7 protein-coding genes are annotated in these 15790 nt (G+C 43.7%); 5 read left to right on the forward strand and 2 right to left on the reverse strand.

Annotated features, from left to right (window positions below):
- Positions 1 to 17: 17 nt before the first annotated feature.
- Positions 18 to 4124: a hybrid sensor histidine kinase/response regulator transcription factor gene (locus ONT19_RS14305; protein WP_264953139.1), complete on the reverse strand. Its 4107-nt coding sequence runs from the start codon at positions 4122 to 4124 to the stop codon at positions 18 to 20.
- Positions 4125 to 4604: 480 nt separating this feature from the next.
- On the opposite strand from ONT19_RS14305, the gene ONT19_RS14310 reads away from it, so the two are divergent.
- A complete protein-coding gene (locus ONT19_RS14310; RefSeq protein ID WP_264953140.1) occupies positions 4605 to 5135 on the forward strand; it encodes a hypothetical protein in 531 nt (176 codons plus the stop codon).
- On the opposite strand, the gene ONT19_RS14315 is transcribed toward ONT19_RS14310, so the two are convergent.
- Entirely contained in the window at positions 5116 to 6402 is a 1287-nt protein-coding gene (locus ONT19_RS14315; RefSeq protein WP_217762389.1) for an IS1380-like element IS942 family transposase, read from the reverse strand. The two genes, ONT19_RS14310 and ONT19_RS14315, sit on opposite strands and share 20 nt — an antisense overlap.
- A gap of 174 nt (positions 6403 to 6576) precedes the next feature.
- On the opposite strand from ONT19_RS14315, the gene ONT19_RS14320 reads away from it, so the two are divergent.
- The 4 genes from ONT19_RS14320 to ONT19_RS14335 all read left to right on the forward strand — a co-directional run bounded on the left by ONT19_RS14320 (position 6577) and on the right by ONT19_RS14335 (position 15770).
- On the forward strand, positions 6577 to 7602 hold the full coding sequence (locus ONT19_RS14320; protein ID WP_264953142.1) for a glycoside hydrolase family 5 protein: 1026 nt from the start codon (positions 6577 to 6579) through the stop codon (positions 7600 to 7602).
- Between the two features lie 142 nt (positions 7603 to 7744).
- The gene (locus ONT19_RS14325) at positions 7745 to 10873 is read left to right on the forward strand and encodes a SusC/RagA family TonB-linked outer membrane protein (RefSeq protein ID WP_437183511.1); all 3129 of its coding nucleotides are present in this window, start codon (positions 7745 to 7747) and stop codon (positions 10871 to 10873) included.
- A gap of 20 nt (positions 10874 to 10893) precedes the next feature.
- A complete protein-coding gene (locus ONT19_RS14330; protein WP_264953144.1) occupies positions 10894 to 12858 on the forward strand; it encodes a RagB/SusD family nutrient uptake outer membrane protein in 1965 nt (654 codons plus the stop codon).
- Positions 12859 to 12902: 44 nt separating this feature from the next.
- Positions 12903 to 15770 carry a SusC/RagA family TonB-linked outer membrane protein gene (locus ONT19_RS14335; protein WP_264953145.1) on the forward strand — a complete coding sequence of 956 codons (2868 nt, stop codon included), beginning with the start codon at positions 12903 to 12905 and terminating at the stop codon, positions 15768 to 15770.
- Positions 15771 to 15790: the final 20 nt, after the last annotated feature.

Below are 15790 nucleotides of genomic sequence, written 5' to 3' on the forward strand. Positions count from 1 at the left end.
TTTCTGCAGTGAAAAGGCTAGATTTTCCGGTGTGCCTGCATATAATCGCGAGGCGAAGAGCCATAAAAGTTCTTGAACATGGTGCTGAAGCTGGCTGGGTTGGAGAAACCACAGGCATACATGATGTCTGTTATCGTCTTATTAGAGTGACTCAGCAACTTTTCGGCATATTGCAGACGGGTATTGCGGATGAAGGCATGTGGCGTCTGGTTGGTCAGTTCCTTCATTCGGCGGTGCAGATGCACACGGCTCAGTCCTACTTCGCGGGCAATCATATCCACACTCAGGTCCTCATTATCCATGTTGTCATTGATTACCTTCATCACCTGTTCCATCAGCTGGTCTTTTGGTGAAAGGGCTTTTTCTATCGCAATCTGCCTGTCGCTCTGTCTCTCGTTGCCCATAAACTTGTTTTTCAAAGTACGGCGCACGTTGAGCAGGTTGATGATGGTGCGGCGCAGAATGTCCATATTGAACGGCTTCACCACATAGGCATCGGCACCCGACTGCAAACCGGTCAGCTGGTCTTCCTCTCTGCTCATCGCTGTAAGCAGAATCACTGGAATGTGGTTGGTGTTCACATTGTTCTTAATCTTGGTACAGAGCGTATTGCCGTCCATCTCTGGCATCATGATGTCTGAGATAACGAGGCTTGGCTTCTGCTTGATAATCTCCGGCAGCGTCTCCTTTCCGTTGCAGAAGGTAAGGATATTGTAGGTTTCCTGTAGTTGGGTCTTCAGGAAATTACGTATTGCCTCATCGTCTTCTACCACAGCGATGGTGCTCTTTGCCTTGCTCTTGAAATCTTCTTCGGCGTCATTGGCTGTATCGGCAGCATTCTCTTCGTTTCCTTCCTCCATGTTTTCTTCCAGTTCCTTGATGTCTTCAGCAGTCTGTGGCTCCGGTGCATCTATCATTTCTTCCGGTTTCAGATGCTCGTTGCCCAGAGGCAGCGTGATGAGGAACTGGCTTCCTTCCTTCCAGTCGGCTTCATCAAGTGTCTTGTTGTTGGCGGCTGTAATGGTTCCGTAGTGCAGTTCCACGAGTGAGCGCGTCAGGTCGAGACCGATTCCCGTACCTACATTCCGGTCATAAGAAGTGGTGGTACTCTGATAGAAGCGCTGGAAAATCGTTTCGAGCTTTTCCTCCTGAATGCCCTTGCCGCTGTCCTTGATGGCGATGCGGACATGATGAGGCGAGTGGGAGAGGGTGATACGGATTCTGCCGCCTGCAGGAGTAAACTTGAAGGCGTTTGACAGGACATTCATCAATACCTTGTCAAAGTTGTCGCGGTCTATCCATACCGGGAGGGCCTCGTCTTCGTGCTCAAAGGTGAATTGGATGCTCTTGGCTATCGCCTGCTGGCAGAAGAGTTTGTATTCATCGCCAATAAAGGCAACCATATCGGTTTCGCTCATGTGCATCACCATTTGTCCCTTGTCAATCTTTCTCAGGTCCATCATCTGGTTAATCAGGTGCAGGATTCGTTCCGAGTTCTTGCGCATCATATCGTAGATGCCCTGTCGGTGAGCGTCTTTGTCTTCCTTTATCAGCGTGAACAGCGGAGTGAGGATAAGGGTCAATGGGGTACGGATTTCGTGGCTGATGTTCATGAAGAACTTCAGTTTTGCTTCGCCCATCTCTTCCGCATGGATATGCTGCTGCAATATGAGCTGGTCTTCCATCTTGCGTTTGCGGTGCTTGATATAGAGCAGACAGAGCCCCAGGAAGGCAAGCAGATAGCAGAGTCTTGCCCAGATGCTGGCGTACCAGGCTGGGTGGACGATGATGGAGAACTCCTTGACAGGTGTTTCGTATCCGTTGCAGATGGCCTTGACACGGAACTTATAGGTACCTGCTGGCATATGTGAGAATGACAGTTCGTTCATGCCAGACTGTATGGTTCGCCAATCCTCACCATTGATGCTGTAGGCGTAACTGATCTGCTCTACATTATTATATGTAAGAGTAGACAGTTGGATGGTGAAGGTGTTGTCTTCATGAGATAAGGAGAACTTGTCGCTGTTGTAGGCGCCTTTGTCGGTGATAGTATAGATGCCCGATTCCATATCCGGGTATACAGGGTTGTTGCCAACAAGAAGTCCTGATATGGTAACTTTTGCCTGCCAAGGATGCTGTTTCACCTTGTCCGTATCAAACCAGTTGATACCGCCTGTTCCGCCCATCACCAGCATCTTTCCTCCCCAAAGTGTGCAGGCTGCTGCATCGCTGAACTCATTACTCTGTAAGCCATTGTCCGAGAAGTACTTGTTGATGGTACCTTTTTCTGTATTTACCTGGTTTAAACCACAGGTAGTTCCTATCCAGATTCTGCCCTTGTAATCTTCTATGATGCTGGCTACGCTGTTGTTTGAAAGTCCAAGTTCTGTGTTATAAATCTTCGGATGAGCATATCCCTTCTTCGGATCATAGCAGATTGCGCCGTCTTCAGTGCCAAACCATACGCGGTTCTTGCTGTCCGAATAAACGCAATGTGAGAAACTGCCCTTGTTCAGACAGTTGACGCCACCGAAAGTGGAAGTCCAGCTATTCTTCTGCTGGTCATAGCAAGCCAGACCCACAGAAGTGGCTACGAAAACCCGCTTACCATCTTTTGAGATGCTAAGTTTTACGAGGAAATCATTAGGAATGCTGTTCTTTTTCAGGTTGTTGTCGGCACCATCTTGTTTTTTCCATTGCTTGATGCTTCCATCTGGAGAAAGGCGGAAAAGTCCTTTGCCCATGGTAGCAAACCATACATTGCCCTGCGGGTCTTCCTGGATATCGAAGATGCCCGCCTGGTTGCCAATGCCTAGGCTGAATGGATGGAAAGACCCCCCCGCATCTATAAATCCGATGCCGTCAGTATAGGTTCCTACCCATGTTCTGCCTTTCTTGTCTTTGCAGAGTGCCAGTACCGTGGTGTTGCTTAATAAATGGCTCTTGATACTACCGGTTTTTATGTCAAAGAGGTAAAGACCATCCTTGTCGGTGCCCACCCAGACTTGATTGCCCTGGTTGGCACACAGACTTGTGATGCTGTTTTCGCCTATCACGTTGCGGTTGCCCAAACGGTAGCCCATATAGTTGAAATCGCATTGAGCCTGCGACTGCATGAATACGCCCTTCTGGAGCATACTCACCCAGATGTTTCCCGTAGAATCTTCTATAATGCTGGTAATCTTGCTCTTGGCAAGATTTACTTCATGGCAGAACAGAGGATTATTTTGCAAGAATCCTGTTACAGGATTATACACGAAGATACCCATACCATCGCAACCGATAAACAAGCGCTGGTCGCGGCTGATATAGATGTTGTCAATAGGAAGATTGCCAATGCCGGCTATCTTGGTGAAGGCGGTTGAACCAGCCTTGAGAAGGTAAACACCTTCATTCTTGGTAGCAAGATAAATGTTGCCCTTGTCGTCTTGCCTGATATCTTGTGTGTTAAGTTGCTCTGTTCCCATGATGCGTGAAACAAGCTTGCCGTTCTTTTCTTTCCGTAACAGCTTTCCGTTTTCCAGGATAATCCAGAGCCTTTCTTGTTTGTCTTCCAGAATTTTATGTATGTATTTCAGGTTCTCCACTTCTCCTTTCATGGTGTAACAGGCGTTTGCATCTGTTTTCTTGGTCATGATGCCGTAACCGGAGGTAACGACAGCAATATCGCCATTGTGCAAACGGCTTACCTGAGTAACGTAAGTGTTTATAGGCTTATTTCTTGAATCGAGCATAGGTACGTTGCTGAATCTTTTACCATTAAGTATAAGTAGCGACTTGTTTGTTCCCAGCACAATACGCCCCTTTTCATCCTGTGTTATACAGTTGATATAGTTGCTGTTGAGCCCGTTACTGTTGTTGTAGGCTTTTCTGATGACCATAAAGTTATAGCCATCATAGATATTCAAGCCGTTACGGGTGGCAATCCAAATGAAACCATTTGAATCCTGGAACACCTGAGTGGCAAGGTTGCTCGAAAGCTGGTTGTCTGAATTGAAAAGTTTTCCTCGCTGCGCCATCATGTTCTGCGCAGTGAGACAGAAGATAAACATCAGTAAAAGACCGATGTATCTCATTGTTCTGAGATTTGATTTCATGGAAATCATCATGATTCTTGGTTTCATTGTCTTTTTTGGCTTTTTTATATTCGTTTGCAAAAATACAAAATTAATGGGAGAATAATGCATGATAAGGTATGTTTTTTACGAGAATATATTAAAAAAGATGTTAAAATGTTACGTAGGGTAAAGATAATGTTACATGTGGTACGAGAGAAAAACTATTGGTTACTTATTATAAAGTATATATGATAGATTAGAAGTATCTTTGCATCGGTTTTTAAGTTGTATATATTTAGTATATTTAGGTTAGTTAGGTTTATACATAATAGTTTGTAGAATAGGTTTAGAATTTCTAAGAGATTTTGATATTATGGTTTTTATATAGAATCATGATTAATTGGTTTTCGGGATTGGTGCGTAGTGATTACGCGCCATTCTATTTTAAAAGACCAGCATCCTTTTCTGTAAACTAGAACCTGGCAATTCTTCATAATATAATAAGGTGACTGACAATAAATTATAAATCTAAAAATAATTGTAACAATGAACAGAAAGAAATTGTTAATATCACTCGCTATGGCTATGCTGTCAATGGCGGGACTGGCTGCAGATAATCTGCCGGCACTCCGTGTGGAGGGTAGGAACCTGGTGGATGCCAATGGTAAGATTGTTGTCTTGCATGGCGTAATGGATACGCCAAACCGCTACTTCAACGGTTGGAGATGGCAACAGTGGAAGCCTGATTATTCTGAAGCCGACATCAAACCTTGCTTGGAATATTTCTCTAAGCAGTTTTCTGCCATCACCGACAAGAAGCAGGGTGCTTATTGTACCGTGTTCCGATTGCACATGGATCCATGCTGGACCAACGATCCGGCAAAGAAAGCCTCAAATCCGCAACCTATAGGTTTTAGTGGGATTTTGCTTGCAAAGCGACAAAATTCATTTTATTGTACATATTTCTTGCACAACAGAAATGTCGCAGACACAAAATCCCCTTACCCCATAAAGCGACTTGAGGTAATACGCTGGTTTAACCAGAAAAGCATGGTCTTTAACCAAAGTCTGTCTTGAACAGGTTGGCATAAGCATTGTTGTCTGAGTAAATGTTCAATACATGCCTACGTGATGTCTTAATCCATTTCGCAGGAACAGAGATGAACTTGAAAACAAAGGTCTTGATTCTGCTGGTGGCACGCAATCCAAATTCATGGGTTTTCAATCTCTGCATAATAGCTTTGTAGAAGTTTCTGATGAGAGCTGTCATAAGCAGGAATACAGTATTCTGTGCCATGAACGATTTTGGCAATCGATTCCAGCCAAAGTCATTGTTCATGTCATCGAAGATGCGTTCCTTGCCACCACGAAGATTGTAGAATTCCACGATGTCTCTTGCACTCGACTTGTAATCGTTAGTCAGTATACATCTGTAGGTATATTCGCCTTCCCAAATGTCAAGGTCTCCATCTATTCGCCTTTGTCTCTGTATGACAAGACGATACGGTTTTCCTTTCCATTTCTCAACAAGGATAGAATTCAACTCAAACTCAATACCGTTGATTTCAACAGTTTTCCATCCAGTTAAGGCAAACATGGAATCGTAGAAAGAAGAGCATCTGTTGGCACGAATATAAAAATGCCTGCAATGAGCCTCTACCATATCTACGATTTCCTCCGAACATGAGCCGCAATCCATGCGGGCACGAGAAATATATATTTCCGAAGCCTCCAATCGCTTGAAGATTCTTTCCAAAGTTTCTTTTTGGTTGAAGCGCACGTTTGTGTTGCCGTCTCTATTTTCAATACCAACAATCATGTCGTTAATGACAGCTACACCTGGACTATAGCCCAAGAACTTCTTGTAGGTTGGTTTTGCATCATACTTCTCTGTTTCAATGAACTGATGGTCAAAGTCAAAATCATACTCTTGACCGGATTTCAATTGACCAGTAGCAAGCAGGGCATTGACCAGTAAGCAGTTCATCTTGTCTGCAGTATTGAAATCATAGGATTTGCCAGAAGCAGACTTATAGGTGATGCTCTTAAAAGTCAGTTCTTCGATAGCACGTAATATGGTGTCTGCGCTGCAAGTGCGAAGAGTTGGATGAAGAGACAAATGTTTCATCAGGTGAGTTGTAACATCCTCAATACATGAGCCACCACAAAGATATACGCACATCAGAGAGCGTAGAATCTCGCTATATTGATAACCAAACATAGTGCATCTCAATCCCAAGGTGGAATCTATGGTTTGAGCTAAAAGAGCATCAAATTGCTCCATAATCGAAAAAATTCCCCCAAAAGGAGTGAGTTTCTCAGATTTTATTTGTATCTTTGCCATGTCATATTAGAGTTTTGCTTGTCTTCTTTTCGCAACACTAAGGTAAGTGAAAATTCTGACATGGCAAAATCCTGGGCAACTTTTTGTTGCTCAGGCACTTATAAATAATGTCAAACTATAGTGTTGCGGAATTAAGGGAAAGTAGAAAACGAGGCTGATATCTCGGCATTCAACATGGCGCGCTATCGTCTCTATCTCCAGAAACTCTACATTCCTCTCATCAAGGATGCTATAGCACATGGGCTTTATGTCATCGTTCGTCCACCGGGAGTCTGTCCTCAGGACATTAGCGTGGGCGATAAGTACAACCGCTATCTGAAGGGTATCTGGAAAACTTTTGCTGCCGATGAGTATATCCGGCAGAATTCGGGTATTATCTCTATCGAACTAGCCAACGAGCCGGTGAGGGTTCATATGGGTGATGGCTCTAATTCGGATAAAGCACTGCATGATTACTTCCAGCCGGTGGTTGATGAGATTCGCGAGCAGGGGTTCAAGGGAATCATCTGGGTTCCGGGCGCAGGTTATCAGAGCCAGTATCAGGATTACGTCAAGAATCCTATCACCGATAGCGAGAACAACTTCTCTTATGCAGTACATGTTTATTCCGGATGGTATGGAAATATGACCGATAAGAGTTACGATCACGATACTTTCATCCGCAACTTCAAAAGTCAGGTGCCGATGGTAGAGACGAAGCCTATCATGGTAACGGAGATAGACTGGAGTCCGGAAGATCCTGACAAGGCGAGCGAAGGTCACTGGAATGAGTGGGGACAGTGGACACAACCTAATCTGGGAAGCTGGGCAACAGCATCTACCTCGAAATGGGGATTGGCATGGAAGGCAGTTCACGACCACTTTGGCAATATCGGAATGACGATTACCCATCCACAGGAATATTACGATATTGATGTATATCTTAAAACGGGCAAGGTGATTCCAGGTTTCCAGAATGCCAAGAAACACGGATTGTTCGAAGAGTGTTGCGGCTATGCCTGTATGAACTGGTATAAAGAGTGGTATTTGAAACAAAATACAACGGGAATTAAACAATTAGAAACCCAGGCAGACGTGGTTTCCACCTTATATTATAATATAGAAGGAAAAGAAGTTGAAAAGCCAACTGCAGGTGTTTATATAATAAAACAACTGTTAAGTAATGGAAAAATACGTTCTCGCAAGGTTTTTCTAAAATGATAAACTTTCTGTTACACCACGCAAAGTATGTTTCGAAAGAAATCCATACCTTTGCCGCCGTGAATAAACAGTTTTAGCGCACGCCTAAATTTTTAAAGCATAAATCAAAAATGAATAGAACATGATTGAACAAGTGTTAACAATGAAACGGACAGCAGCCTTATGCTTGGTGGGAGCTTTCTGCAGCCTGAATGCTCAGGCACAGAATATCCAGGTCAAGGGTAATCTTGTTGACGGTACAGGTGAGCCTCTGATAGGTGCCACTGTAAAAGTGAAAGGTAATGCCAGCGTCGGTGCGGTCACCGACTTAGATGGTAATTTCAGCATCAGTGTTCCTTCTGAGAATTCTATCCTCGTATTTACATACGTAGGTATGAAGACCAAGGAAGTAAAGATTGGTAAGAAGAGAGAGTTCAAACTTACTCTTGAAGACGACAACGCCATCGGCGAAGTTGTAGTCGTTGGTTATGGTCAGCAGAAGAAGGCTTCTGTCGTAGGTTCCATCACCCAGACTACTGGTGAGGTTTTGGAGCGTGCAGCTGGTGTCAGCGACGTTGGTTCAGCCTTGACAGGTAACCTCCCAGGAGTTGTTACAATCCAAGGCAATGGTATGCCTGGTGAGGAGGAACCTCAGATTATCATCCGTGGTTCTAGTTCATGGAACAATTCCGACCCTCTCGTTCTTGTTGATGGTATTGAACGTCCTCTGAGCAGCGTGGACATCTCTTCTGTGGAGAGCATCTCTGTACTGAAGGATGCTTCTGCTACTGCAGTCTATGGTGTGAAGGGAGCCAATGGTGTCATCTTGGTTACCACCAAGCGTGGTCAGGAAGGCAAGGCTAAGATTGACATTGGTTTCAATGCTACGTTGAAAGCTCCTTCTAAGTTGCCTAATAAGTACGACTCTTATGATGCGTTGATGCTTCGCAACCAAGTGGTAGAACGTGAACTGGGCATTTATCCTGAAGGTGTTTCATATCTTCGTCCTCAGTCTTTTATAGACAACTATCGAAACCAGACTACGCAGGAGCAGCGTGAACGTTATGCCAATGTGGATTGGCAGGATGCACTTTTCAAAAAGTCTGCTATGTCCTATAATGCGAACGTGAACGTGAGTGGTGGTACAAAATTCGTTAAGTACTTCGCTTCTGCTGATTTCGTGCATGAGGGTGACCTCTTCCGTGAGTATGATAATGGTCGTAACTACAACTCTGGCTATGGATACAATCGTATCAATGTTCGTAGTAACTTGGACTTTGCCATCACAAGTAGCACTACTTTGAAGGTAAATGTGGCTGGTAGCAATGGCGTAAGAAAAGCTCCTTGGAGTAACATGAGCAATAGTGAGTGGCAGATTGGTCAGCAGTGGGCTGGTGCTTATAACATCGCCCCAGATGTGTTCTTGCCACAATATTCTGACGGCTCATGGGGATTCTATCCATCTGCTTCCAATGTAAGTAACTCTGCACAGAATCTTGCTATCGGTGGTACAGCACAGGCTACAACCACTCGTATCAATACAGACTTTACCCTTGAGCAGAAATTGGATTTCATAACCAAAGGCTTAAATTTCCGTGGTACTATCTCTTGGGATAATGTTTTTGTTGAGACAGGACGAGGTATCAATGACTTGAATAATGAAGCCCAGACTAAGTATATTGATCCTGAAACAGGTCAGGTTACTTATGGTAAAGAACTTGAGGGACAGAATAAGTTTGATTGGCAGCAAGGTGTGAACTGGTCAACGGAAGGTGGTTCTGTAGATAATAACCAGACTGTTCGCAACCTCTACTATCAGTTGCAGCTCAACTGGGCTCGCAAGTTTGGACAGCATGATGTGTCTGCCATGGGCTTGTTCTCACGTCAGGAGAATGCACGTGGTAGTGTGATGCCAACTTACCGTGAGGACTGGGCATTCCGTGCTACCTATAGCTATGCAGGTCGTTATAACATCGAGTATAATGGCGCCTATAACGGATCAGAAAAGTTCAGCAAGGACAATCGTTTTGCCTTCTTCAATTCAGGTGCTATCGGATGGACCATTACTGAGGAAAACTTCATGAAGTCTCTTCGTGACAAGCACATCATCGATATGTTGAAGTTCCGTGCTTCCTACGGTGAGATTGGTGATGACAACCTAGGTCCAGACCCATTTGATTCTACTCGTCGCTGGTTGTATATGAGTCAGTGGGCGTATGGCGGCAAGACTACGATGGATCTCGACCATACAGAGAGCATCTATACATGGTATCGACAGAACACTCTTGGAAATGATAATGTGAAATGGGAAACAGTTAAGAAAACCAACTTCGGTATTGATTATGGTTTCTTGGGAGGCTTGATTACTGGTTCTTTGGATTTCTTCTGTGATCGTCGTAATGACATCTTGATTTTCGGCTCCAACCGTTCCGTTCCTTCTTATTTCGGAACGACAGCACCTACTATTAATAAAGGTAAGGTTCGTACTAGTGGTTACGAGTGGGAATTGAAACTTAATAAGGTGTTTGCTAATGGCTTGCGACTCTGGGGTAATTTCAATATGACCCATGCCAAGAATAAGGTAATTTTGAAGGATGATGCCATCCTTACTCCAAATTATCAAAAGGAGGCAGGATTTGCCATGAATCAGTATCACTCTTATATAGATAAGGGCTTTATCAATAATATTGATGATTTGATAGGTTCTCCGGCGCACGACTCCAATGACAATCATCGTTTGGTTGGTGACTATTACATTGTTGATTTCAATGGTGATGGTGTTGTTGATAGCAAGGACTCGGCTCCTGTAGGTTATAGCAGTAGTCCGCAGAACACCTATAATGCTACTATTGGTTTCGAATGGAAGGGGTTCTCTGCTTTCGCTCAGTTCTATGGAGTAACTAATGTGACCCGTGACGTAGGATTGGGAAGTTTTGGTAATAAGCTTGATAATGTTTATGATATTGGTACTTGGTGGAATAAGAATCAAACCAATGCAGAATGTGTCCTCCCTCGTTGGGGTGCCACTGCTTCAAGTTACTCCGATGGTACACAATATATGTATGATGGCTCTTACATTCGTTTGAAGAATGTCGAGATTGCTTATACCTGGACCAAGGGTTGGATTAAGGCATTAGGCGTAAACTACCTCAAGATTTACTTGAATGGTAATAACCTCTGGCTCTGGACTCGTATGCCTGATGACCGTGAGGCAAACCTCGGTGGTGGTGGCTGGTTGGGAGCATACCCTACGGTTCGCCGCTTCAACTTAGGTGTTAAATTCTCATTGTAATTATTAAAAAAAATATTCAGATGAAAAATAAGATAAAGACATTATTGTTGACGGGATGCGTCTCGCTGGCTCTCGGTACTTCGCTGAGTTCTTGTCAAGACTACTTGGACAAGGAGCCAGACTCAACAGTTTCTGCAGACGATGCCTTTGCCAATTTCCGTAATTTCCAAGGTTTCGTTGAGGAAATATACAACTGTATCCCTGATAAAGAGAAATGTAACTATTGTCCTTCATGGAACTGGGGTGATGATGAAATCTTCAATCCTGAGGCTGATAATAGAATGACCCATCAGGTTGATTTAGGTAACTTCCGTGCATGGGAATCTACTGGTAACTGGTTAAAGCGTGATGGTGCTTCTACTTCCACTAATAAGTTCGACCACGGTATTTGGAACCATGCGTGGTATTGCATCAGAAAATGTAATCTCGGTTTACAGAATATCGACAAGTTTGTGACTGGAAGTGCTGAAGAGAAAAAACTGATAGAGGGTCAGCTCTATTTCTTCCGTGCATGGTGGCATGAGGAAATGATGCAGTATTTTGGTGGTATGCCTTATGTGGATACTTATCTCGATGCCAATGCCGAGCTGAATTTGCCACGCCTTTCTTATCAGGAATGCGCTGATAAAGCGGCAGCAGATTTCCGCAAGGCTGCCGATTTGTTGCCTATTAATTGGGATAAGACTTCTGCAGGTGCTGCCACACAAGGTAAGAATGATCTTCGCATCAATAAGATCATGGCTCTTGGTTATCTTGGTAAAACCTATCTTTGGGCTGCTAGTCCTTTGATGAAGAATGGTGCGCAGACTGGTGCCAGCAAGAATGGCAAGACTTATGATTATGATCAGGAATATGCTAAGAAGGCAGCTGAGGCTTTTGGTGAACTGCTCTCTCTTGTAGAAGCTGGTCAGACACAATATGCATTGGCAGAGTTTAAGTACAAAGACATCTACAATCATGAGAAATCTGATGATGCCAATAGCTGTTTTTCTGATATATTCTATACCAAGAAGCAGAACTGGAAAATGCCTGGAACGGTTGAAGCTATCTTCCGTGGTCCATCTCCTGATTTTAATGGCTCTAACTGGAACACCTCTAAGGTCTTTGGCCCTAAGGTACAGAAAGTAGTTGCTCATGATAATGTCATTCACCAACCTACGGCCAACCTTGTAGAGGCTTATGGAATGGCTAACGGAGAACCAATCTATTTGGTTGAGAATGGTCAGTATGTACTTAATCCAAAGTCTGGTTTCGACCCTAAGCATCCTTTCAAAAATCGTGATCCCCGTTTCTACCACGATATCGTCTTTGATGGTTTTAAGTATTTGAACGGATCACCTGGTCAGTATGCAGATTTACAGTATTGCCAATTATATACGGGTGGTAATATGCGCCCTATAGAAAATGCAAGCCGTACGGGTTATTTCATTCAGAAGTTGGTGCCTCATACTTGTAATGAAGTGGATAAAGATTACGACTGGGGTGCAGCTTTCCACTGCTATTTGCCATATATGCGTCTTGCAGACATATACTTGATGTATGCAGAGGCTTGTGCTGCATTCGGTGGTGCTACTGGCAAGTCTTCAAACTTTGGTAAGACCGCAGAAGATGCAATTAATACACTTCGCGACCGTTGTGGTGCTGGTCATGTTGCTCCAGAATTTGTTGCAGACAACCATAAGTTCATGGACGAGGTCCGTCGTGAGCGTGAGGTAGAACTTTCTTTCGAAGGATTCCGTTTTTGTGACTTGCAGCGTTGGTTGCTTCTGACAGAGGCACCATATAATCAAAAATTCTCACAGGAGTTTGACCGTGTGGAAAGTGCAGACTTCTATAAGAATCATGATCCTAAGGACGCTGAGGTTGCCAATTATCGCAGAGAGTTGATATTGACTCGTAATTTCACTACCAAGCACTATTGGTTCCCATTGCCAATCAAGGAGACTCAGCTCTATCCAGAGTTTAATCAAAATCCTGGCTGGTAAGGTTTAAAATTATAAATTAGTAATACTAAATGAATAATGATAGTATGAATTCAAGATTCAAATCATATAATTATAAGCTTTTTGTAGCAAGTCTCGTGGCTTTGGCTCCTCTTGGTGCCAATGCCAAGACTGCACAGACAAGCGAATCCGATACAGCCAGTGCCGACAAGGAGATGGTTCAGGTGGCTTACCGAAAGGTAGCCAAGGATGACATCTTGGGCGGTGTGTCTGTAGTCGATGTAGAGAACTTGATGAAGAAGAATTACCATACTTATAGCCTCGACAATATGCAAGGTTATGTAGGTGGTTGGAATGGCAATTCTCTCTGGGGTATGGATGCCGACAACGCTGGTTATCTCGTCTTGGTAGATGGTGTGCCTCGTGAAGCTAATAACGTTCAACCAAGTGAGATTGCACAGATTTCTTTCCTCAAGGGTGCGCAGGCTGTGGTGCTCTATGGTAGCAAGGCTGCCAAGGGTGCTGTAGTCATAACCACCAAGCGTGGTCATAATGACGGCTTGAAGGTCGAGGTGCAGGCTAATGCAGGTTTGAATGTAGCAAAGTCTTATCCTGAGTATCTTAGCAGTGCAGAGTATATGACTCTCTATAACGAGGCTCGTCGTAATGATGGTCTGTCTGAGCTTTATTCTGCTGAGGACATCTATAATCATGGAGCAGGTTTGAACCCTTATCGTTATCCTAATCTCGATTTCTATTCTTCTGATTATCTCAGAAAGATGAACAGCCGTTATGAGGCTACTGCAGAAATCAGCGGTGGTGGTAAGCGAGCTCATTTCTATAGCAATATCAACTATTATCGCCAGGGCGATTATTTCAAGTTTGGTGAGGCTAAGAATAATAATACCCAGCGCTTCAGCGTTCGTGGTAATGTGGATATAGACATTACTGATGATATTAAGGCTTGGGTCAACTCCAGTGCAACCTTCTATGATTCTCATTCTGCAAAGGGTAATTACTGGGAAGCTGCTTCTACTTGGCGTCCTAATTTTCCACAGAATGCAGCTCCTCTTATCTCCACAGATATGATAGCCCCTAATGCTAAGGCTGCTTGGGACTTGATGAGCGTTGCGAAGTTGGTTGATGGCAAATACTTCCTTGCTGGTACTCAGGCAAACTCCTCCAATGTTTTTGCTGATATCTATTCTGCAGGAAGTAGTAAATTTACTAGTCGTCAATTCCAGTTTGATACGGGTGTCAATATCAACTTGCACAAGGTGTTGAAGGGCTTGTCTTTCGAGACTCATTTCGCAGTTGACTATGCCACCTCTTATAATACTTCTTTCGATAATAGCTATGCTGTTTATATCCCAACATGGGCTAACGTTGATGGCAAGGATATGATTGTCGCATTGAAGAAGGAAGGTGAGGATAAAAAGTCTGGCAACCAGAACATCAGCGGAAGTACAGATAACCAGACCATGTTTTTCTCTGGTCAGTTCAACTACAACAATACTTTCAACAAGGTTCACAATCTGTCGGCAATGTTGATAGCTTCTGGCTTCCAGCAGTCGAAGTCTGGACAGTATCATAAGAACTCTAGTGCCAATCTTGCATTCGATGCTTCTTACAATTATGCCCAGAAGTATTACGCAGATTTTGGATTAGCTGCCATTCACTCTGCCCAGTTGGCTCCAGGTCATCGTGAGGCTCTCTCACCATCACTTTCTTTGGGTTGGAGACTCAAGAATGAGTCTTTCTTGAAGAATTCCAAGGTGGTAGATGACATGATGATTAGTGTATCAGGTAGTATTATCAATGAGGATATTGATATAGCAAATGGTGACAATCGCTACTATCTCTATCAGAGTATTTGGGCTTCTGATTACGGCTATGGATGGTATGATGGATCTAGCGATAAATACACCTATTCAAAAAGAGGTGAGAACAAAGACCTTGATTTTATCAAGCGCAAAGAGTTGTCTCTGAATTTCAAGACATCCCTGTGGCAGAAATTGGTGACATTGGATGCAAGTTTCTTCATCAATTCGATGGAGGGTTATCTCATCTCTTCGCCAACATTCTATCCATCTCATTTGAATACTGGTTATCCAGCGGCTTCGTTTATGCCTGTACTGAATTACAACAATAATCGTAGAGTAGGATTTGATTTCGCAGCCAACTTCAATAAGAAGGTAGGTGATGTGGATCTCTCACTTGGTGTGACAGGTACTTACTATACAACCAAGGCTACCAAACGAGATGAGAACAACGTAGAGCAGTATCAGAACAGACAAGGAAAGGCACTTGATGGCATTTGGGGTTACAAGAGCGCAGGTCTCTTCCAAAGCGAGGAGGAAATCAAAACTTCTCCAGACCAAAGCTATTTTGGTGGAACAGTTAAACCTGGTGACATCAAGTATGTGGATGTAAATGGTGATAATAAAATTGACCAATACGACCAAGTCTTCTTGGGTAAGGGTGGTTGGTATGGAGCACCATTCACGCTTGGTGTCAATCTTACAGCTAAGTGGAAGAACTTTACCTTCTTCGCTCTTGGTACCGGTAACTTCGGTGCTTGGGGAGTCAAGAATAATTCTTATTGGTGGGTAAAGGGCGATAGCAAATATTCTGCTGTAGTTCGTAACCGATGGACAGAGGAAACCAAAGAGACTGCAACCTATCCTCGTTTGACATCTCTTGATGGTAACAACAACTTCCAGACATCAGACTTCTGGATGTACAAGACGGATGCTTTCCGCTTGGCTAAGGTCCAGATAACTTACGACTTGCCTAGTACTTTGTTCCAAAAGACATGGCTTAAGGGGTTGTCGGCATACGTAAGCGGAGCTAACTTGCTTACCATTTCAGGAGAGCGCGAAGTCTTAGAGATGAACGTTGGGTCTGCGCCTCAGACACGCTATTATAATATAGGTGTAAAGGCAACATTCTAATCATTTTAAAATGTAGAAAG

Origin of the sequence: Segatella copri (assembly GCF_026015625.1) — a bacterium.
Classification (GTDB): Bacteria; Bacteroidota; Bacteroidia; order Bacteroidales; family Bacteroidaceae; genus Prevotella; species Prevotella copri_H.